This window comes from Roseibium sp. SCP14 (assembly GCF_040329475.1).
Lineage (GTDB): Bacteria > Pseudomonadota > Alphaproteobacteria > Rhizobiales > Stappiaceae > Roseibium.
This window is the reverse complement of record NZ_JBDZYH010000002.1, coordinates 841736-863144: the sequence shown is the minus strand read 5'-3', so window position 1 is coordinate 863144 and position 21409 is coordinate 841736. Positions and strand designations below refer to the sequence as shown.

20 protein-coding genes are annotated in these 21409 nt (G+C 55.3%); 12 read left to right on the top strand and 8 right to left on the bottom strand.

Annotated features, from left to right (window positions below; all coding sequences use genetic code 11):
- The first annotated feature begins 81 nt into the window (after positions 1-81).
- On the top strand, positions 82-1506 hold the full coding sequence (gndA, locus tag ABLQ08_RS11200; protein ID WP_352941871.1) for an NADP-dependent phosphogluconate dehydrogenase: 1425 nt from the start codon (positions 82-84) through the stop codon (positions 1504-1506).
- Between the two features lie 105 nt (positions 1507-1611).
- Here gndA and ABLQ08_RS11195 read toward each other — a convergent pair whose 3' ends face one another.
- The 6 genes from ABLQ08_RS11195 to ABLQ08_RS11170 all read right to left on the bottom strand — a co-directional run bounded on the left by ABLQ08_RS11195 (position 1612) and on the right by ABLQ08_RS11170 (position 6034).
- A complete protein-coding gene (locus tag ABLQ08_RS11195) occupies positions 1612-1989 on the bottom strand; it encodes a nuclear transport factor 2 family protein (RefSeq protein WP_352941868.1) in 378 nt (125 codons plus the stop codon).
- Between the two features lie 46 nt (positions 1990-2035).
- Positions 2036-2677, bottom strand: coding sequence for a DsbA family oxidoreductase (locus ABLQ08_RS11190; protein WP_352941865.1), 642 nt, complete (start codon positions 2675-2677; stop codon positions 2036-2038).
- Positions 2678-2773: 96 nt separating this feature from the next.
- Positions 2774-3667, bottom strand: a complete 894-nt coding sequence (locus ABLQ08_RS11185; RefSeq protein ID WP_352941862.1) for a LysR family transcriptional regulator — start codon at positions 3665-3667, stop codon at positions 2774-2776.
- A gap of 106 nt (positions 3668-3773) precedes the next feature.
- Positions 3774-4592, bottom strand: a complete 819-nt coding sequence (locus ABLQ08_RS11180) for a sugar phosphate isomerase/epimerase family protein (RefSeq protein WP_352941859.1) — start codon at positions 4590-4592, stop codon at positions 3774-3776.
- An 84-nt stretch (positions 4593-4676) separates the two neighbouring features.
- Positions 4677-5624, bottom strand: coding sequence for a 2-hydroxyacid dehydrogenase (locus ABLQ08_RS11175; protein WP_352941857.1), 948 nt, complete (start codon positions 5622-5624; stop codon positions 4677-4679).
- Positions 5621-6034 carry a VOC family protein gene (locus ABLQ08_RS11170; RefSeq protein WP_352941854.1) on the bottom strand — a complete coding sequence of 138 codons (414 nt, stop codon included), beginning with the start codon at positions 6032-6034 and terminating at the stop codon, positions 5621-5623. The genes ABLQ08_RS11175 and ABLQ08_RS11170 overlap by 4 nt, the downstream gene beginning before the upstream one ends.
- Positions 6035-6637: 603 nt before the next feature.
- Between ABLQ08_RS11170 and ABLQ08_RS11165 the strand changes: the two genes are divergently transcribed.
- From ABLQ08_RS11165 to ABLQ08_RS11155, 3 genes are all read left to right on the top strand, one after another.
- A complete protein-coding gene (locus ABLQ08_RS11165) occupies positions 6638-7630 on the top strand; it encodes an ABC transporter substrate-binding protein (protein WP_352941851.1) in 993 nt (330 codons plus the stop codon).
- Between the two features lie 75 nt (positions 7631-7705).
- Positions 7706-8593, top strand: a complete 888-nt coding sequence (locus ABLQ08_RS11160; RefSeq protein ID WP_352942600.1) for an ABC transporter permease — start codon at positions 7706-7708, stop codon at positions 8591-8593.
- Positions 8586-9617 (top strand): quaternary amine ABC transporter ATP-binding protein, encoded by a 1032-nt coding sequence (locus ABLQ08_RS11155; RefSeq protein ID WP_352941849.1) that lies wholly within the window; start codon positions 8586-8588, stop codon positions 9615-9617. The genes ABLQ08_RS11160 and ABLQ08_RS11155 overlap by 8 nt, the downstream gene beginning before the upstream one ends.
- A gap of 51 nt (positions 9618-9668) precedes the next feature.
- Here ABLQ08_RS11155 and ABLQ08_RS11150 read toward each other — a convergent pair whose 3' ends face one another.
- Positions 9669-11222: a TolC family outer membrane protein gene (locus tag ABLQ08_RS11150; RefSeq protein ID WP_352941847.1), complete on the bottom strand. Its 1554-nt coding sequence runs from the start codon at positions 11220-11222 to the stop codon at positions 9669-9671.
- 596 nt (positions 11223-11818) lie between these two features.
- On the opposite strand from ABLQ08_RS11150, the gene ABLQ08_RS11145 reads away from it, so the two are divergent.
- A complete protein-coding gene (locus tag ABLQ08_RS11145; RefSeq protein ID WP_352941844.1) occupies positions 11819-12490 on the top strand; it encodes a GntR family transcriptional regulator in 672 nt (223 codons plus the stop codon).
- Positions 12491-12511: 21 nt separating this feature from the next.
- On the opposite strand, the gene ABLQ08_RS11140 is transcribed toward ABLQ08_RS11145, so the two are convergent.
- Positions 12512-13549 carry a LacI family DNA-binding transcriptional regulator gene (locus ABLQ08_RS11140; protein WP_352941841.1) on the bottom strand — a complete coding sequence of 346 codons (1038 nt, stop codon included), beginning with the start codon at positions 13547-13549 and terminating at the stop codon, positions 12512-12514.
- 250 nt (positions 13550-13799) lie between these two features.
- Here ABLQ08_RS11140 and ABLQ08_RS11135 point away from each other — a divergent pair, with 250 nt between their 5' ends.
- The 7 genes from ABLQ08_RS11135 to ABLQ08_RS11105 all read left to right on the top strand — a co-directional run bounded on the left by ABLQ08_RS11135 (position 13800) and on the right by ABLQ08_RS11105 (position 21401).
- Positions 13800-15167, top strand: a complete 1368-nt coding sequence (locus ABLQ08_RS11135) for an ABC transporter substrate-binding protein (protein WP_352941839.1) — start codon at positions 13800-13802, stop codon at positions 15165-15167.
- A gap of 139 nt (positions 15168-15306) precedes the next feature.
- On the top strand, positions 15307-16548 hold the full coding sequence (locus ABLQ08_RS11130) for a carbohydrate ABC transporter permease (RefSeq protein WP_417714907.1): 1242 nt from the start codon (positions 15307-15309) through the stop codon (positions 16546-16548).
- Positions 16548-17696, top strand: coding sequence for a carbohydrate ABC transporter permease (locus ABLQ08_RS11125; RefSeq protein WP_352941837.1), 1149 nt, complete (start codon positions 16548-16550; stop codon positions 17694-17696). Before ABLQ08_RS11130 ends, ABLQ08_RS11125 begins: the two co-directional genes overlap by 1 nt.
- A gap of 33 nt (positions 17697-17729) precedes the next feature.
- A complete protein-coding gene (locus ABLQ08_RS11120) occupies positions 17730-18821 on the top strand; it encodes an ABC transporter ATP-binding protein (protein WP_352941834.1) in 1092 nt (363 codons plus the stop codon).
- Between the two features lie 168 nt (positions 18822-18989).
- On the top strand, positions 18990-19295 hold the full coding sequence (locus ABLQ08_RS11115) for a transposase (protein ID WP_352942595.1): 306 nt from the start codon (positions 18990-18992) through the stop codon (positions 19293-19295).
- 691 nt (positions 19296-19986) lie between these two features.
- Complete coding sequence (locus tag ABLQ08_RS11110; protein ID WP_352941832.1) at positions 19987-20415, top strand: SH3 domain-containing protein; 429 nt, start codon at positions 19987-19989, stop codon at positions 20413-20415.
- A gap of 11 nt (positions 20416-20426) precedes the next feature.
- A complete protein-coding gene (locus tag ABLQ08_RS11105; RefSeq protein WP_352941830.1) occupies positions 20427-21401 on the top strand; it encodes a hypothetical protein in 975 nt (324 codons plus the stop codon).
- Positions 21402-21409: the final 8 nt, after the last annotated feature.

The window sequence follows — 21409 nt, the reverse complement described above, 5'->3', positions numbered from 1 at the left end:
TATGCAAGGATTGAAGGAAGAGGAAGGGTCGGGTATCACCGCGCCACCTAGTACTAAATCGATTTGAGGAAGGCACCGTTCATGAACTCTCAAGGCGCTATCGCGGAAGTCGGCCTGATCGGCCTTGGCACGATGGGCGGCAATCTTGCGCTCAACATTGCCGAGCACGGCTTTCAGATTGCGGTCTATAACAGGACTACTGAAAAGACCGATCAGTTCATGAACAAGGCGGGAGAGCTCGCCGGAAAGCTCGTGCCTACGAAGACACTTGAAGACTTCGTTGCATCGATAAAATCCCCGCGTGCCGTTATCCTGATGGTGCCCGCAGGCGATGCCGTCGATGCGCAGATTGAGGCGCTCCGTCCATTGCTGGACAAGGATGATCTGATCATCGACGCAGGCAACGCCAATTACCACGACACCAACAGGCGCGCCGGAGAGGCAGCCGATAAAGGGCCACGTTTCATGGGCATTGGCGTGTCCGGTGGCGAAGAGGGCGCCCGGTTCGGTCCCTCCATCATGGGCGGTGGCGCCAAGGACGCCTGGGATCAGGTCGGACATATCCTGGAAGCCATTTCCGCCAAATACGAAGGCGAGCCCTGCGCGGCCTATCTCGGGGAAGCTGGCGCCGGGCATCTGGTCAAAACCGTTCACAACGGCATCGAATATGCCGACATGCAGATGATTGCCGAAGTCTATGGCGTGATGCGTGACGGGTTCGGCATGTCGGCGGAAGAGATCGGTGACGTTTTCGAAAAATGGAACGGCGGCATCCTGCAGTCCTATCTCATTGAGATTTCCGGCAAGGTGGCCAAAGCAAAAGATCCTGAAACCGGCAATCCGATGCTGGACATCATTCTGGACCGGGCAGGTCAGAAGGGTACCGGTCGCTGGACGGCCATCGAGGCACTGATGCTTGGAACGCCGGCCAGCGCCATCGAAGCTGCGGTTGCCGTACGTAACATGTCAGCCCGGCTGGACGAGCGGAAAAAGGGTGAAGCAGAATTCGGTGCGGCTCCGAGCGAGATGGACCGGGAAGCGGTCACGATCGATGCTCTGGAAGCTGCGCTCGTTGCCGGCAAGATCATCTGCTACGCGCAAGGCTTCGGGCTGATCCTGGAAGCTGCCAAGCAGTATGGCTGGGCGATGCCATTGCCGGAAATCGCCAGGATCTGGCGAAATGGCTGCATCATCCGTTCCGCGATGCTGAACGACATGTCGTCGGCGCTTGCCGATGATGCCGAGCGCAATCTGATGCTGGCCCCCTTCTTCTCCGGAAAGCTGAAGGAAACGGAAGCCATGCTGCGGCAGGTCGTGGCCCAGGCGGCGTTGCACGGACTGCCCGTTCCAGCATTGTCCGCGGCGCTGTCCTATTTCGACATCATGCGCACCGGCCGGTCCACTGCCAACATGTTGCAGGGGCAGCGTGACTTCTTCGGCGCTCACGGTTTCGAGCGTACCGACAAGGATGGCAGCGGCTACCATGGCCCGTGGGCCATGGGCTGATTGCAGAAGCAGGCTTGGATTCGGGTTCGGCAATTGAATGGTGCCGAACCCGAATCCGGGTGGCCTGCTTCAGGCAGGAACGAAGCTGACTGACACAGGGGGCGGTCACAACTCTGATATGTCGACATACACCCGGTAATCCGAAATGAGATTCTGATCGAGGGTGAAGATTCCGGCAAAAGAAACTGTCAGCTCTGTTTCGTCTCTGCGGGTGTAGCGAACCTGACCCTCGCATATCAGAGTCCGATCCTGTTGCCAGATGCCCGAGATCTCGTGCTGCATTCCGTTTATCGTTTCAAAGAACGTGGCATTGCCGTCGATGAAAGCCTGACGTCCTGTGATTTGGTCGAAATTCCCGAGCCGAAAAGTAACGTCTTGGGTAACGTGCCGTCCGACAGCTTTGGCGTCCAGCGCATCGACCGCGGAGTAGAGACTGGAGATCAGGTTCCGATGCGTGCCTGTCGCGGTGCTGGTTATAAGCATGCGTTTCATCCTGTTTTGGGGCGGATAGGGTTTGAGAAGCAATTTTTCAGGCATTCAGCCGGTGAGCGGCGACCAATTGGGCGCGTAAATCCTCGACAGGTCCGTTCACCAGGCGAGCGCCCGTTTCGCGCACGATTAGCGTTGGAACGGATTTCACTTGAAATCGCCGAGACATCAGGAGATCAGCATCTACCGCGAGGCGTGTTTCGGGGTCTGACATCACCTGATTGAATTCATGCCGGTCAAAACCAGTGGCTTCGGCGACTTCCAGCACGATGTTTGCGTCAGCGATATTGCGGGTCTGAGTTAAGTGCGCGCTTTGCAGAAGATCGAAAATCTGCCAGTGAGCATGTTGGCCACCAATACGCTCGGCAGCCTTGCAGGCTAGAGCAGCAGGCAGGCCAAACGGATATTCAAACGTGGCCCTGCGCATGCCTTCTATGTTGAAGAGTTCGGGAGTATCGCTCGCGTTCCTGCAAGCTTCCCAGTGACCAAGGATGATTTTCTTGGCTCTCGGCAGCGAACCCCAGGCAGTTACCATGTCTTCCCGGTTCCGTTGCAGGACGAATGCGCGGTGCTGCACATTCAAGGAAAATTTTCCTGCGAGCTGACGAAGGCGTGGTGAAATGTTGAAACACCAACCGCAGACAACGTCATGATAGAAATCGATGGTCAACGTTTTGGACATGGCGGGCTCCGGTTTCGATGTGATCGATGCACCAAACATGCCCATCCGCCGGTCATCGATTAACCGGCCGGTGAAGAATTCAGTCTTTACGGGGGATCAAGAGTGGGTGGCCAATGCTGACGAAAGGTAATTGATGAATGCAGTTGACCTTGTGTCGAAACCAAGGCGTGACCCAGTAAGCGCATAGATTGTACGCTGAGGTAAGTGCCAGTCCGGCAGGATGCGGGTCAGTTTTCCTGTACGTTCCGCCTCATCGGATAAAAAATCCGGCAAGTTTCCGATACCCAGTCCTGAAACGAGGAGATCGCGAAGTACCAGGCTGCTGCCAATCCGGTGCCGTGGTGCCGGACGGATTCCGACTTCTTCTCCGTTTTTCTGGAGGTTCCACGTGGTGGTTGAATCCGCCAAGCTGTAAACAATCAAATCATGATCCAACAGTTCGTCAGGGGTCGTCGGCCTCGGATGTTCGGCAAGGTAATTCGGAGACGCAAAAAGGGCTTGCTTCACGCTTCCAATGCGCCGGGTAACCAATCCTGAATCCGGGAGTTCCGCGCGAATTCGGATTGAAAGATCAAAGCCCCCTTGCACCATGTCGATGACGTTGTCATCAAAGCAAATGGTCAGGTCAACATCGGGGTGCTCGCTGCAAAATCCAGGTATCAGGTTCGTAAGAACCGTCGTGCCGAACGAGTGTGGGACATTGACCTTCAGCGGACCTCCAATCCGGCCCACGCCGATCTTAACGCGCTCTTCCGCTTTCTCGATTTGATCAAGAATTGCCGTTGCTTCGTCATAGTACTGCATGCCTTGCGCCGTCAGCGCCATGGTACGGGTAGTGCGGGTAATAAGCGTGCAGCCCAGGCTTTTTTCCAGCAGCTTGAGTTCCCGGCTCAAAAGACCGGAGGTAACTCCCAGATCCTCCGATGCCCGGACCAGACTTCCTCTTTCCACGATGCGGCAGAAAGCCCGCATCACCATAAGCTTGTCCAAAAACACTTCCCTTCGGGCGCTATCTTGCTACCAGCCCTTGAGCACTGCAACCGGCCATGATTACCGTGCAAGCAGATTGAATGACGCCCACACTTCTAAGGTGTCGCTATTGCGCCAGGCCCAAGGCGGCCATGTTGGCGATTGAAGCTGGCAAATTGGAATGGTCGCGTAGCTCGACAATCAGTCGTGGATTGCTCTCAAGCTCTCCCAGAGCGGAAAAGACGGAAGGCCAGTTGATTGTTCCTTCGCCGAGTGTCCAGTGCCGGTCGGCATAGCCATCAGCATCCTGGAGATGAATGTGGCGCAGGTTGTTTCCCGCGGCCTTGATGAAATAGTCGACGGGAGGTGCGCCTGTTGATCCATGAGCATAATGTGCGTGCCCGGTGTCGACCGAAATCCTGACAGCTTCAGAGCCGAAGCTTTTTGCCAGTTCAATCCGGGCATAAGGGTCCTTGTCCTCAATGTTCTCAATGACAAGTTCGCAGCCAATGTCTTCCGCCCGTTTGACCGCGTCTTTCATGGTCATGTGACACAGTTCGAGTTTCAGCTCGCGCGCGTTCTCGTAATTGTCGAGGTTGTTGTGGTCCCAAGTCGTATAGGGACTGTGAACGACCATGTGTGTGCCGCCCAGGGCTGCGCAGACCTCCAGGCCCTGCAGCAGCCGCTTTCTGACGATCGCGCGAACGTCGACATCCATGGAGTCGATGGTGAAACCGAAAAACGGACCATGAATTCCAACGCGGCCCTGGTGTCCATCGAGCAGACGTTTTGCGCGGTCAGTTAGAGGCGTCCAGTCTCCGTTGAGGACTTCGCCCGGCCAGAAGTCTTGGAGCTCCAGATCCCGAGGCTTTTCAAGCATCAGCTCGCGCTGGTTTTCCAGAGCATTGAGGGTCAGGGCAGCGCCAAGGATGGGAAGGTCTGACATGAAACACCTGTCGTTGAAATGAACTTCTGGCCGACTGATACGGCAATATCCTTGACACTATTGCGACGCTGCCGGAATAGGCAATCAATATCCCCGGTTGCGATCAATGCTTTGCGGGATTTCTCCGGTCTCCAGGTAAGTGCCGATATTCCTGGCAACGATTGCAGCGGCTGTGCTGATGATGGTCGGTGCGGAAATGTGTGGTAGCACGGTGACCTTGTCATGCGTCCAGAAAGGGCTCGAAGAGGGCAATGGTTCTTTGTCGAAAACATCGAGAACCGCGTGGGAGAGCGGGCCATTGTCCAGAGCGTCGATCAAAGCAGAAACGTCAATAATGGGACCGCGTGCGAAATTGATGACAGCTGCGTTTTCCTTGCATCGACGCAGTTCCTCGCGTCCCAACAGGCCACGGGTATCACCGGTCAGCGGAACAAGTACGACAACAATGTCCGACTGTTCCAGGACCGCGTTCAGACCATCCGTTCCGTGAAAGCAGGAAATCCCATCCAGTTCCTTCTTGCTTCGGCTCCAACCCACAACGTTGAATCCGTTGGTTTTTAGCCGCTGGGCAGAAGCGCTACCCAGTTTGCCGATGCCCAGAATGCCGACAGTGCGTTCCATCGGGGTCTTGAGCACATGCTCCTGCCAGACCTTCGCACGCTGCTGGTGCATGTAGCGCGGCATGTCGCGGTGAAGATAAAGTGTCCAGGCAAGAACGGCCTCCGACATCGTTTCGGCCATTTGCGGGTCGGTCAGCCGCACGATCAAGGGCCCGTCTTCGGGAAGGTCCGCGGCAAGCCGTTCAACACCGGCCCAAAGGCTTTGCAGCCAGACAAGATTGGGCAGGGCTGCGACCTTTGCGGGGTCCGGATTGGCGACAATTGCAACTTTGGCAGCAGTGCGTTCCACTTCCGTCAAGTCTTCAAACGGTGCGACCCTTGCAATGCCCCGAAGGGCTTCGGGAAGTGCTTCACGCCAGGCTTGCCGTTCATCCGAACTGGCCTCCGAGACGAAGGGAATGATTGTCGTCATGCGGCAAAAACTCCTGCAGGATCGGCAAAGCCCTTGATTTCGATGGGATTGCCGGAGGGATCTCTAAAGAACATTGTGCTTTGTTCCCCTGGCTGACCCTCGAAGCGGATCGTCGGGGCAAGAATGAAATCGAGGTTAGCCGCGGTCAGCTTTTCTGCAAGCGCCTTCCAGCTCGGCATGTCCAGAACGACACCGAGGTGTGGCATCGGAACCATGTGGTCGCCGACCTTGCCCGTATTCGTCGTCTGGAACGGTTGGCCGATATGCAATGAAATCTGGTGGCCGAAGAAGTTGAAATCGACCCAGGTATCGGTGCTGCGGCCTTCCTGACAGCCAAGCAGCCCACCGTAAAAAGCGCGGGCTTCGTCAAGATCCGTCACGTGATAGGCCAGATGGAAACAAGGTTGCATTGGTCTCTCCTTTGATCTGACTAGCTGGTATCAGATAAGGTCGGATACGAAGAGTATCTTTTTCCAGAAGCGTCGTGATATTACGCCTAACCTCATCTGGGAAAAGGCCATTTCAGTGCCTCGGGGTTTTCGTCACGGGAAGACGCATCTCGAATATTTGATCGTCAGATCGCCTGAGAGAATCACTTTTTCTGAAATAAAATTAGGCGAAATGACGATATACCGCACGAAAATGTCGTATGCAGACATGTTCCCGAAATTTGCGATATGAATGGTATAAGAATTACGTCTCTACTGTTGTGCTAACGAGAACATAATGCAATTGTATTGACGTTACGCCCTAAGCCGGAGTGAAATACCGGTAATGACCTTCGTATCTTGCGTTTGGATCATAATTAGGGGTTTCAGAGCAAGAACAGCGTAAAAGCGTCAAATGAAGGCAAAATTAAAATTAGTTAATCTAACGACCTTCTTGGCTGCTCTGCGTTCTCTGCCAATTCTACTTTTTCATTGGTCGCGCTGGGAGGTGAATACTTTGAGAGAAGTATTTGCGCATTGCGCCCAATTCAAACTCAAGCAAACAGGCTGCACAGGAGTACCCTCATGAAGAAGTTGTTTGTCTCGGTCGCCGCGACTGCGCTTGTCGGTATGGCGTCTTCCGCCATGGCTGAAGAGTGCGGAACGGTCACCATGGCTGAAATGAACTGGGCATCGGCAGGCGCGATCGCACATATCGACAAGATCATTCTGGAGAACGGCTACGGCTGCGAGGTAGAGCTGGTGACCGGCGATACCATGCCGACCTTTACTTCCATGAACGAGAAGGGTGAGCCGGATATGGCTCCGGAGCTGTGGATCAACGCCGTGCGTGAACCGCTCGACAAGGCGGTTGCCGAAGGCTCCCTGATCATCGGCGGCGAAATCCTGAACGAGGGTGGCGTTGAAGGTTTCTGGGTTCCGACCGCGCTGGCTGAAGAACACAATATCTACACGGTCAAAGATGCCCTGGCGCGTCCGGAGCTCTTCCCGGGTGCCGAGGACGACAGCAAGGGGGCCTTCTTCACCTGCCCGACCGGCTGGAACTGCCGCATCACTACCGGCAACCTGTACCGTGCCTTCGGTTTCGACAACGGCAAGTTTGAACTGGTCGATCCGGGTTCCGCGGCCGGTCTTGACGGCTCGCTCGCCAAGGCGAATGAGCGTGGCGAAGGCTGGCTCGGTTACTACTGGGCACCGACGGCTATTCTCGGAAAATACGACATGACCCTGCTCGACTTCGAAACCACTCACGACAAGGCTGAGTGGGACAAGTGCACGGTTGTCGAGGATTGCCCGGATCCGAAGCCGAACTCCTGGGTCAAGTCCGAAGTGTTCACGGTTGTCACCGATGACTTCGCCAAGAAGGCAGGACCTACGATGGACTACATCAAGGGCCGTACCTGGGACAACCGTACCGCCGGTAAGGTTCTTGCCTGGATGAGCGAAAATCAGGCGACTAATGAAGATGGCGCCTACTACTTCCTGGAAAACTTCGAAGACGTCTGGTCCAAGTGGGTCAGCCCGGAAGTTGCCGAGAAGGTGAAAGGGGCTCTTTGATCCCTTTGATCGAATTAGGAGCCCGCGCATCTGCGCGGGCTCTTCAATAAGGGGCAAACCAGCGGGACGAGAATGATGGAGTGGTTACAAGAATTCCCCAAAATGAGTAGGGGCGACTTGCGCGAAATGCGCCAGTCATTAGACGGGGCGTTCAAGGAATTCACCGGCAACTACGGTGAGGCCATCGAAGCAGCCTTCGATCCGATCAAAGATTTCCTGATCTTTCTGGAACATATTTTGATCAACTCTCCCTGGCCGATCATTCTGGCCGTGCTGGTTGGTATCGTCTATGCCATGAGCCGCAATGCCAAGATCACGATCGGTTCTCTCGTTGCGTTGTGTGTGATCGGCTATCTTGGCATGTGGGAAGACACAATGCGCACGATCGCCATGGTTACCGTGTGTACCTTGCTGGCGATTGTACTGGGTATTCCTCTCGGCATCCTGATGGCGCGATCCGACCGGGTACAGGGATTCGTCAATCCGATCCTCGACCTGATGCAGACGATGCCGAGCTTTGTTTACCTCATTCCGGTGGTGATGATCTTCGGTATCGGCAAGGTGCCGGGCATGATCGCAGTTGTGATTTATGCGATCCCGCCGATGATCCGCCTGACCAATCTCGGGATTCGGCTTGTGGATCAGGACGTTCTTGAAGCCGCGGATGCGTTTGGATCGAATTCCTGGCAAAAACTGACCAACGTTCAGCTGCCATTGGCGCTGCCCACCATCATGGCGGGAGTGAACCAGACCATCATGATGGCTCTTGCAATGGTCGTTGTTGCTGCGCTGATCGGTGTGAAGGGACTTGGCCAACCGGTGCTGAATGCTATTGCAAACCAATACCTGACGATGGGCGTGATGAACGGTCTCGCGATCGTTGCAATCGCCATCATCTTCGACCGCGCAACCCAGGCCTACGGCAAGCGCCTTCAGAAACACTCGGAGGTGATCCATGGGTGAGGCGACAGGAATCGAGATCAAGAATCTCTACAAGATCTTTGGGCCCAACGGCAAGGACATGGTTCAGCTGGTCAAGGACGGCATGTCCAAGGCCGAGTTGAATGAAAAATACAATCATGTGCTTGGTCTCAACGACATCAACATCTCCATGCCGGGAGGCAAGATCGAGGTTGTGATGGGCCTGTCGGGTTCAGGCAAGTCGACCCTGATCCGACATATCAATCGCCTGATCGATCCGACCGCCGGAGAAGTACTTTACGGCAATGACGATGTCTGCAAGATGTCTCAGGGCGAGCTGCGGAATTTTCGGCGCCACAAAACCGCGATGGTCTTTCAGAAGTTCGCGCTGTTGCCACATAGAACGGTGATGAAAAACACTGTCTATGGACTGGAAATCCAGGGTGTGTCGGCAAAGGAAGCTGAAGAACGTGCTGCACGCTGGATTGCACGCGTGGGCCTGGAAGGCTTTGAGGACCACTATCCCAACCAACTTTCCGGAGGCATGCAGCAGCGTGTCGGTCTTGCGCGTGCGCTGACCAACGATGCGGATATCCTGCTGATGGATGAAGCGTTCTCGGCGCTCGATCCTCTGATCCGTATGGACATGCAAACCGTTCTGCTGGACCTGCAGGAGGAACTGCACAAGACGATCGTCTTCATCACCCACGATCTGGATGAGGCACTTCGTCTGGGCGACAAGATTGCGATCCTGCGCGATGGTGCCGTCATTCAGCAGGGCAGTGGCCAGGAAATTGTCCTCAACCCTGCGGATGAGTACATCGCGGACTTCGTAAAGGAAGTGAACCGCGGCCGTGTGATCCTGGTCGACACCGTCATGGACAAGACAAAGACGCTGGAGGGCGGCATGACCATTTCCAGCGGTATCAGGCTCGAAGAAGCTGCGAAGACCTTCGCGGATTCAGGCGTTGGAGAAGCCTCGATCGTCAATGGTGAAGGTAAGCCGATTGGCGTATTGAACGTCCACGACACCATCTACGCAATGGTGACCCCGGCGTCGCACTAACTCAGCGCAACCAACAAGGCCCCGGAAAAATCTCCGGGGCTTTTTGTGACATCAGGACTTCGGTGCTGCGGGAGCAGTTTGGTCCTGACCGCTGGTTCTGTACGGCCAGTTGCTCCAGTTGATTGTCTCGGAAGCCGACGCGTCTTGTGTAGGGACCGGTGCCGCAGATTCGTCGGCAACTTCCACCTGAACCGTATCGTTTTCGGTCGGGCCAAGACGCAAGTCCCAGGTGTTGAACTCAGGGACGAGACGGGCAACGGCAACAGGGCGTTCTTCGATGATAGAAAAATGCTGCGGGGCCAGGCGGCCGATATTGGCCAACAGGAAGAAGTCCGCGATTCTGGCCTCGTATCTCGCGCGGACATAGTCGACCTGGCTGAGGAGCAGTTCCCGTTCACCGTCGAGGACATCCAGAAGCGAGCGCTGGCCGCTGTCGAATTCGACCTGAAGCCCTTTTACTGCCCGGCGATTGGCCTCGATCGCCCGATTTTGCGCTTTTGCCCGCAACCTGGAAGCGGTCCGCTGTTTCATCGCTCGAATGACATTTTCCCGAATGACCTGCTGAGTGTCATCGAGCTCGTATTCTTCCTGGGCCGCGGTGAATTTTGCCCGCTTGACCGCAGCAATGTTGCGGCCACCGGTGAACAAGGGGGCGGTGACCCGCACGCCAAGCCGGAAGTCGTCCTCATCCTGATAAGTCAGATTGCCCCGATAACCGTTTTCCCAACCACTTTCCAGCGTGACACGCGGCAGCATGTCGCCGACGGATGCACGCGCGGCGAATTTGGCTGCTCTCGCGTCAGCCGTCGCGGAGCGGATCGAAGGATTGTTCTGGTAGGCGATGGTGATGGCATCCTGCAGGTTGGCAGGTTCTATTGATTTTGGGACTGCCGGCCAGCCCAGTTTCCCGGGTGCCTTGCCAGTGAGCCGCTCGTAAAGAGCTTCAGATGCTTCCAGATCGCCGACGGCCTGATCCCGGTTGCCCTGTGCTTCGGCAAGACGCGCCAAGGCCTGCTCGATGTCCGTGCGCGTTGCATCTCCTGACTTGAAGCGGACGCGAGCGGCGTTGGCTTCCCGCTGGACGACATGGGTATAGGATTTGAGATGCTTCAGGATTGCGCGGTCTCGCACCACCTGCAGATAGGCGTCTGCGGTGTTGAACAGCAGGGTCTGCTCGGTGCCGATCAGCTGGTTTCGGCCGGACAGGGCTTCTTCATGGGCCTGGTTGAGGCGATTGACACCGGCAAATCCCTGAAAAAGTGTTTGCGAGACCGAAAGTCCAAGGTCGTGTGAATACGTGCGGTCGCTGCTGCTGCTTCGATCGTTGCGATAGGCATTGTGTTCACCGGCATAAGTGCCGGTAACTTTCGGCAGAAATTCTGATCTTGCGGTCCAGATTCCCTGGTTGGTCGCCTCGTAACGTGATCGTTCCGCCTTCAGCCGGGGGCTTGTTGCATAGGCGGACGCCATTGCTTCTTCAAGAGATTGTGCTGCGGCACGCAGCGGGGCGCACGAAAGACCGATCAGGGCCGTTCCGGTCAGAAGACAGGCCAGTTGAAACCTTATCCCTCTTTTCGATGTCAGGGGAACGAGGAGAGTCGTCATTGCAGCGCCAGTTTTGTTTCTTGGCGCAAAGGTAAAATTTTATGGTTAATCAATACTAAATCTGCTGGCGGGACATGGGGTTAAGAACTGTTGGTCTTGAAGCGTTCTCACGCTGTGAAAGGTGGATGTCGAAAGACAAATCCACCAGTTTCGACAAAGAAGAGGCGCTGCGCCATTTCTGAGCTCTCTCAAATTTGATCGGATTGACTGGTGTGTCGGGCCAAAGATTTCGCCTGAAGGCAAGAGTTGGATTTGGTGCTGACACGCCGAATGAAAGCGGAAAGCTGGCACGTTTGTATCGATCAATCACCCGGCACTCCCTTTTCACCAAAGAAAAGATTGGCATTTTTGACGATACGTTAACGTCATGCCGAACGAACTTTTTTCAAAGAAATCAATAGGAAGGATCATGCGTGCCGAAAATGTAGAATGATCTTTTCCAGAGGGCGGTGTTAATCCATAAAATCTTATCGATATTATTATCAATGCTGAATTGATTTGCTTTCACAACAGGGCAGCTGACCCGGCGAGAATTGGTCTCATCGGGCGAATTTAACCTGCGTGTGAATCTTTCAGGATTTTGGATGCCCCCCGCAATGCTAGCGAAAGCCAAGTCTACGCGCGTCGACAACGCTTATGAACGGTTGAAAGCCGAAATACTGAATGGCGAACTGCCTCCTGGGTTTCAGGCGCCCGAGCCGGATATTGCCACTCGGCTCGGCATGAGCCGAACGCCTGTTCGAGAAGCGCTTATACGTCTGGAAGCAGAAGGGCTTGTCGACCTTATTCCCCGGCGCGGCGCAAAGGTTCTGGCTATTTCGCTGAAAGACATCTGCGAAATTTTTGAGATCCTTGCAGAGCTGGAAGGGCTTGCTGTCAGAAAGGCCGCGGGCAGAGAGGTGCCTTGCGCGCTGATGCATGAGCTGGAGGAGATACTGTCCGAAGCGGACCGTGCGCTCCTTGAAGGCAACATAGAGCACTGGGCCGAGCTCGATGACCGATTTCACAGGCTGATCGCGCAGACCTGCGGTAACGCCCGCCTTGAAGCTGAAGTGACAAGCCTTCTCAATCAGGTTCATCGAGCCAACCGCGTATTGTTGCGTCTGAACAGGGCGCCTGCGTCCAGAGCGGAAGATCACAGGAAAATCTTCGAGGCAATCAGAGCGGGGCGGGATGACATCGGGTCCGAAGTCGCCCGTTCTCACAGGCTTGCCGGATTGGAAACGATGAAGCGCCTGTTGCAATCCAGCGGATTGTCTCAGGTTTGAGCCGGCTGCCCGTAAAGGGTGTTACCTTGACGGGGCAGGGCCGGTGGATTGGCCCAGGATCAGTTCCGCATCGAGATGAAGGGATTTCGGGCTGCTTGTCGGGATGGTTATCATGTCGAGCAGCAATTCGGCTGCCTTTTCTCCTGCGTAACGCACCGATGAACGCGTGCAGGTGAAAATCGGAACTTCTCCGCTGTTGGGGAGGAAGGATAACGCATCATCATGCGTGATGATGGAAACGTCCTTGCCGGTTTTCAATCCGCATTGCCCGATTGCGCGCGCGACACCAATTGCCGAAATCATCGATGACACCAGAAACGCCGTTGGCGGGTCGTCGCTCTTGAGCAGTTCCATGGCATTGTCGCAGCCATAAGGTTCCGTCATGTCCGAGCTGCGCATGAGTGCAGCGTCGGGTGTCAGTCCGCGGGCTTGCAGGGCATCTTCAAAACCGCGCCGTCGACGTCGTGCGAAATCCATGTGTTCAAGGCCGTTCAGCAATGCAATCCTGGTGTGGCCGAGGTCAAGCAGCAGATTGGTGGCCCGCTCGAAGGCCCGGCGATTGTTCATATCGATCCACGACGTTTCCTCTTCTGCGCCCGGAATGCGGCCATGGACAACGAAGGGCAGGTTGAGTTCCTGCAGCAGCTTGTGGCGCCGTTCGTCATTCGCAGGTCCGTGAATGATGACGCCATCTGCCTTCTTGCGTGACGCAATCTGACGGTAGGCATCTTCCTCGTGATCATCCTCGACAACGGAAATGATCATGTCGTAGCCATGCCTGGAGTAGGTCTCGCCCGCACCTGCGATGAATTCCAGAAAGATCGGGTTCATCATCTCGTGGATCGATCGTGGAATGACGTGACCGATCGCCATGGAGCGCCCGGTCGCAAGACGCCTTGCCTGACTGTTGGGGGCGTATCCCAGCTTCTCCGCCATTTCGGCGACACGCTTACGGGTTTCGGCACTGACTTCCGGATAACCGTTCAGTGCGCGGCTGACGGTTGTCTGCGAAAGATTCAACCGTTGTGACAGTTCTTTTAAGTTTACGCCCTTGCTCATTCCGCCCAAATCGCTTTGAAAGCGTCCCTCCAAATAGGCCAATCTTGAAATGCAACATTAATTCGTGAGTTGTTTGCTTGACAAGACCGAAGTGTATCGACATGGTTAGGACGAAATCCAAAGCGGTTTGGATGTCCGTTTCTGGTAGGATTACCCATCGGACGGGTGGGGCGGGGAGTTGCTGCCAGGTGGAGAATTGTGCCACTTTAAATAGAATGTCCCGGCGAAGGGACAATCCGGGAGGATAGACATGAAATCACGTTTATTGGCCTGCACGGCAGGATTGGTTATTGGCGCTGCCATGAGCTTCGGCACCGCTTCTGCTGCCGACTTGAAATTTGCTCCGGGCGAGGGGCCGTTCAACTGGGACAGCTACAACGAGTGGGCAAAGTCCGCGCCTGACCTCAGCGGCCAGACCGTTACCATTGCCGGTCCCTGGCTTCAGCCGGAAGACGGTTTCTTCCGCAATGTTGTAGCCTATTTCTCCGAAGCAACCGGCGCTGAAGTGATCTACACCGGTTCTGACTCGTTCGAGCAGCAGATCGTTATTGATGCCGAAGCCGGCGCGGCCCCGAACATTGCGGTCTTCCCGCAGCCGGGCCTTGCTGCCGACATGGCCGCACGCGGTCTCCTGAAGCCGCTTCCGGAAAGCATGGGAGGCTGGGTAGCCGACAATTACGGCGCCGGCGACAGCTGGGTCAATCTCGGCACCTACAAGGATGCCGACGGCAACGACCAGCTGTACGGCTTCTTCTACAACGTTAATGTCAAGAGCCTCGTCTGGTACGTGCCGGAAAACTTCGAGGATGCCGGCTATGAAGTGCCTGAGACGATGGAAGACCTCAAGGCCTTGACCGAGCAGATCGTTGCTGACGGCGAAACGCCGTGGTGCATCGGTCTGGGATCCGGGGCCGCGACGGGGTGGCCCGCGACCGACTGGGTCGAGGACATGATGCTGCGCACGCAACCGGCAGAAGTCTACGACCAGTGGGTGACCAACGAAATCGCGTTTGACGATCCACGCGTCATTGCGGCGATCGAAGAGTTCGGCTGGTTTGCGCGTGACGATGCCAAGGTTGCCGGCGGTTCCGGTGCCGTTGCCTCTACTGATTTCCGCGACAGCCCGAAAGGCCTCTTCTCCTCACCGCCGCAGTGCTACATGCACCGTCAGGCCTCCTTCGTTCCGGCATTCTTCCCGGATGGCGTCGAGTTCGGCTCCGATGTCGATTTCTTTTACCTCCCGGCCTATGCCGAAAAGGATCTCGGCAACCCGGTTCTGGGCGGCGGCACGCTGATGGCGATCACCAGCCCGTCCGACGCGACAACCGCGCTGATGGAATTCTTCAAGCTGCCGATCGCACATGAAGTGATGATGGCTCAGACCGGCTTCCTGACACCGCACAAGGGTGTGAATCCGGAAGCCTATCTGAACGACACGCTGCGTGGTCAGGGCGAGATCCTCGTCAATGCCACGACCTTCCGCTTTGACGGTTCCGACCTGATGCCAGGTGGTGTCGGCGCAGGTACCTTCTGGACCGGCATGGTCGACTATGCAGGCGGCAAGGACGCCGGCGAAGTGGCTGCTGAAATCCAGAAAAGCTGGGACGCTCTCAAGTAAAGGCAAACGGCCGGTTCGCGAAACGCGACCGGCCGTCTTTGCTTGAACCTGGACAACCCCAGGCTTTCAAAATCCTCAAATCTGGCTGCTCCCGGTCAACCGGGAGTGCCCCATAAAATGCAAGTGGGAGGGAACGGCCGTGCTGATGGAGAACCCGGCAGTCCTGGGCCTCGTGACGATCGTCGTCGGCGTGGGGGCGTGTCTCGGATATTACTACCTGTCCAACCAGTTTCTCGACAAAGTCCTGTTTCCGGCGAGAGGGCCGAATGCGGGCAAGAACATCAATCGGGCCAATATGGTCCGGCCGTGGCTATTCCTGTTTCCTGCACTTTTCGCGCTGACGCTGTATCTCGCCTATCCGGTGTTTGAGACATTGCGTCTGTCGCTGACAGACCGAGCCCAGGGAGGTGCGTTTGTCGGTCTCGACAATTACCGGCAGATGATGAACGAAGCGAAGTTCTGGGAAGCGGTGCGCAACAACATGCTCTGGCTGATCGTCGTGCCGGCGACATCGACTGCATTCGGGCTGTTGGTCGCTCAGCTGACTGACCGGATCCGATGGGGTAACCTTGCAAAGTCCCTGATCTTCATGCCGATGGCGATCTCCTTTGTCGGCGCTTCCGTTATCTTCAAACTGATTTATGACACGCGGCCGGCGGACCAGAACCAGATCGGTGTGCTGAACGCGGTATGGCTCAGATTTGATGGTGGAATCGGTTCCATCCTCTCATTGCAGGTACTACCCACGGCTCTCCTATTGGCTTTCGCCGGGATCGTGGCCTACGTCGTCTGGATGTTTGTCCGGGATCTTGTTGCAACGGGCAAGGATAGATCAATCTGGATGATGCCGTTGCGGCTCGCGATTGCCCTGGGTGGTTTGTGGCTGATCTGGATTTCCGTCAGCTCCGTGGTTGGTATCTGGTTCACCGAATTGCCTTATGGCGAGCCTCAGACCTGGTTGACCATTCCGCTCTGGAACAATTTTCTTCTTATGGTCGTGCTGATCTGGATCCAGACGGGTTTTGCCATGGTGATCCTGTCTGCTGCCTTGCGCGGTATACCGGAAGAAACGGTTGAAGCCGCGATTGTCGACGGGGCCAACCCGTTCCAGATCTTCTTCAAGATCAAGGTGCCGCAGATCATGGGAACCATTGTCGTGGTCTGGACGACGATCACACTGACGGTGCTGAAGGTGTTCGACATCGTGTTTGCCATGACCAACGGACAGTGGGAAACGCAGGTTCTGGCCAACTACATGTATGACAAGCTTTTTCGAGCAAACGATTGGGGCGTCGGTTCTGCTAGCGCCATCATCATCATGTTGCTGGTCACCCCGATCCTCGTCTGGAACGTCTATAACGCCCGGAAGGAGATGCGCTGATGGGTGGCATCGCTGGACATAAATCCGCTCTGACCTGGGCCGTTCACATCTCCGTCGCCTTGCTCGTGGTGTTGTGGCTGTTTCCCACGGTCGGTCTGTTCGTCTCGTCGTTCCGCACGGCGGATCAGATTTCAAGCTCAGGCTGGTGGGCCGCACTCACGCCCTCGGAGCAGAACAAGGTCTACCGGGCAGCTGATCCGGATGACCACAGGGTTGCTGAAGGTGACGGTTTTGTCGTTACCGGTAACATCTTTGAGGATGCGCCACGGGAAATTCGAGCCTGGGGTGTTTCATCCAGAAATGTCGCCGCATTCCAGCCCGGTGACACAGCCGAAATGAAGGGCGGTGAAACCGTAACGATGCAGCCTGATGGCAGCTACGTCTGGCGCGGTAACGACAAGCAGCTTTCCGGGCGTGGCCAAAGGATTTTCGTCACTGCGACGGTACCGCCCGAGTTCACTGCAGACAACTACAAGACAATCCTGTTTTCCGGCACTGGTCAGGACAATATGGCCAAGGCGTTCTTCAACACGCTGACGGTGACCATCCCGGCAACGATCATTCCGATCGTCGTTGCAGCCTTTGCGGCATATGCGTTGGCATGGATGGAGTTTCCCGGGCGGGCGTTGCTCATCGCAGCCGTTGTTGCCCTGCTGGTCGTCCCCCTTCAATTGGCGCTTATTCCGCTTTTGCGCCTGCATCTGGGGATCGGTATCGGCAAGGGGTATCTTGGAGTCTGGCTTGCCCATACCGCGTTCGGGATGCCACTCGCGGTTTATCTTCTCAGGAATTACATGGTCGGGCTGCCCAGGGACATCATCGAGAACGCCAAGGTGGATGGGGCGACGGATTTTCAGATCTTCACGCGTATCATCCTGCCGCTCAGTTTTCCTGCCCTCGCTTCCTTTGCGATTTTCCAGTTCCTTTGGACCTGGAACGATCTGCTGGTGGCGAAGGTGTTCCTGATCGACGCGACCGGCTCGACCACCGTAATGACCAACCAGATCGTTGAACTGTTGGGAACCCGTGGCGGCAACTGGGAAATTCTGGCGACGGCCGCTTTCGTTTCCATTGCCGTGCCCCTCTTCGTCTTCTTTGCGATGCAGAGGTATCTGGTGCGTGGTCTGCTTGCCGGATCGGTCAAATAACATGAACAGAATAAACATTGGGGAGCAGCCCGCATGACTTCGTTGTCCCTTAAGGATGTCAGCAAGTCCTATGGTCCGGTTGAAGTTCTGAGGAACATCGATCTGGAAATCGAAGAAGGCGAGCTGATCGTTTTCGTTGGACCCTCGGGCTGCGGGAAGTCGACGCTTTTGCGCATGATTGCCGGTCTGGAAAAAATAACAGGCGGCACGCTCGAGATCGATGGCACCGTGGTAAACGATGTGCCGCCGGCGCAGCGTGGAATTGCAATGGTCTTCCAGTCCTACGCGCTTTACCCGCACATGACCGTTTATGACAACATGGCCTTCGCGCTCAGACTTGCGCACAAGTCAAAAGACGAGATCGACAAGGCCGTCAGGAGTGCGGCGGAAACGCTTCAGCTGACGCATTTGCTCGACCGATTGCCGAAGGCGCTTTCAGGCGGTCAGCGTCAGCGTGTTGCCATTGGCAGGGCCATCGTACGAGACCCGAAGGTCTTCCTGTTCGATGAACCGCTTTCCAATCTGGATGCTGCCTTGCGTGTTGCAACGCGGATCGAAATTGCGCAGCTGAAGGAAAGCATGCCGGAAAGCACCATGATCTACGTCACGCATGATCAGGTGGAAGCCATGACGCTGGCCACTCGGATCGTCGTGCTCCATGGCGGAGACGTCGAACAGTTCGGGAAACCGCTTGAGCTTTACGAACGCCCGGCAAATACCTTTGTTGCCCAGTTCATCGGCTCCCCGGCCATGAACCTGATCGAGGCCAAGGTTACCGCAACTGGTGAAAGAACCTCGGTTCAAATGGCCGATGGCGGTCATGCGGACGTACCGATTGCATCCCGCGAGAGCGATCTTGGCACGGCGGTCAAGCTTGGAGTGCGCCCTGAGGATCTCACGGTCACCGAGAGCGATGATTACCTCGTTTCAGCGGAGGTGGAGATCGTCGAAGCACTTGGGGAGACAACGGTTCTCTATTTCAAGGCCGAGAATGGCGACCCGTCCCTGATCGCCAAGCTGCCTGGCATCAACAAAATCGAAAAACACACCACGGTTCGCATGACAGCGGCATCGGACAAGCTGCATCTCTTCGACAATGAGGGCAAATCGTTCCTTTATCGGTAAGCCGGTGAGGAGCTGTTATCGGTTTTTCCCGAACATTCTCTTCTTCATCCCGGACGCGGCAAAGCCGGGATCCGGGATTGGTGAGCCGAGGGCGTCAGAAGCGTGAGTGCCTCCCCGATCCCGGCACGTGCTTCGTTTGACCGGGATGATGGGGAGCGGGTTTCAGCGATGACAGCAAGAGACACTCGTCTTTGTCATCCCGCTTTTGTGGCAGCCAGGGCCAGGGCTGGGATCCAGGAAATGCCGCGCTCCGATTTTCAGGTCAGATCGAACGCGGGCATCCGACCTTCGAGGGCAAAACCGCTGCAGCTGCCGGCCCATCTTGGTCTAACACCGCGTGTCCATCAATCCGGTGAAGTGAACCGATCAGGCCGCATCTCCAAATCTGGAGATAAATTGCTAAGGTATCATTTGGTCAATGCCGCGAGTTCCATGCTTTTGATTTCAAGGAAGTGGTGCTCGATCAAAGCATAGGGCATGCGCTTGGCTCAGAAGAAAGGAAAGTCAAAAGCCATCATCGCTGTTGCTCGTAAGATTGCGATTGTGATGCATCGAATGTGGCTCTCCGGAGAAGCTTTTCATTTCAAATTAGAGTCTCCTAACTCCAACGCCCTTGGCTGGTTGAGGCGTCGTGCCTCATCCAGCGACGAGGGGCTCAGGTGAGTCCGGCACGCCCCCTGTACACGGCCAGTCCGAAACGGATCACTGTGCCGCAAATCAGTACGTGCAATCAGCGTGGACGGCCTATTCTGTATCGAAGCCCAACTTGGAGCACTTTGTGTGACTCCGGATAGAAGCCTGATGCGGACGAAAGGCAGAGTGATCGTCACCCGAATGGGACAAGACCCGCAAGTGCTGCTTGCGGCATCGGCGGGGCTTGGTCGGAAGACAGTTTACTGTCTGAAGATAGAGCGCGGTCGCGTAAACACGTGGCTGCCACAGAACCCAAAACGCGAGGTTCTTTACCTCACCAACTATCTTTCAAAATCGAAAGTTAGATTTGAGCAAACACTATTCCTCTACTTCCTGCCCGATTGACCATTCTGCACGCCGCCTAGATTCGACAACGCATAACAATCGTGATTTCAATCACATCGTAAGTCGCCCTGTAGTTGCACAGTTGGTAGATAGATTTTCAAGTACATAATTCTAGACAGGAACAAGAATGTTCATCACAAATATCAACACAAGGTCTCTTTTCCGCTGTGTGCTTCTTGCGATCTTGATTGGAGCGACTCCAGCAGCAGCAGAACCCCTCGATGTCACCATTTACGAAAATGGTGGCGACGGACAGATGGCGGAATGTACACTTGAGCAGGTAGCAGGTCTCAAAGCGAACGGAGACGGATTTCTCGCCGTTCGCACTGGACCAGGTTCGAATTACCGGAAAATCGACCAACTCCACAACGGTGACTATGTACTCGTTTACGATGGTTCGCACTTCCCTTGGGTGGGCGTCCTGTATGGACATGGGCAAGAAGTGCTGAATAGCAACACGGGCTGCGGGTTCGTTGGTGAAGGCAAACGTCCGCTACCCTATCCAGGGAAAAAGGGCTGGATTCACAGCAATTGGCTGCAGTCTGTTGCGGGTTAGGAGAAGCACCAGTGTTTGAAAAACGAATTCAAAAATCTAGACTTAGGGCGTTCAACGTGAAGCCGTACGTATTAAGCATCTTCCTACTCACAACAGCAACCAACTCCGCACTAGCGGAAGGCAAGGTAACACACCCTCTTCCGGGCGATCCCTTAATCGACTTTCGAATTGACAACTGTGATGCAACAAGAGGATTTGCAAGTATTCGGTACGCCACAGATAAGGGGCCCATCGTTGCGTTGAGTGACCTTTGTATTGATGAAGAAAAAGGCACGATAACATCAGTAGAAACTCGTGAAGGCTTCACTTTGGTGGAGAAAAGTAGACACGGAAAGACCTTTGAGGTCATCGATTCAGACGAAGTTCAAGGGCTACGCACAAAAGTGCAACTAATCGAATCGGAATGCGTAGTAGATGATCCAGATGATGTTTTCACCACAAATCATTTTTTTGCATCTAAAGACAAATTTCGAATTCCTAGTGACTATGGCGCCAATATGTTGGGTTACACTATTCCGTCGTTCTCAAACAAACCGAAGAAATCTGCGGAAGAAGCGGTACCAATGACGCTAATATATGCCTCTCAAACTCACCTTCCGCAGAAAACTACTGAGAAACTTCTGGGTGTCGGAGGTCAATTTCGCGGCCAACTTTCTGTTTCTGGAAACTCCGGTGTTTTTACAATTACCGAAGGCGCTGGTGTCACAGTGGGCGATGCAGGTGGCACAATCAAACTGAAGTTTCGCGAAAATGGTGAGGTTATGATGTCAGGTCAGCTCACTGCGAAGAACCAGAGATTAGCTGGTCACGAACCAGGCGAATGGATCACCATGACTGCGGAAATTCCCTATATGCGTGGGCACTTGCTGGGCGCAGAAGGTGATCAAATTTATGGCTTTGGAATTGCCGATGGCAGTTTCGTCGATACCGAAGGGCACACCCATCAGTTCCGTGCGCAAGTCCGATTTGAAACATGCTTGTTCTAAGCGAATTC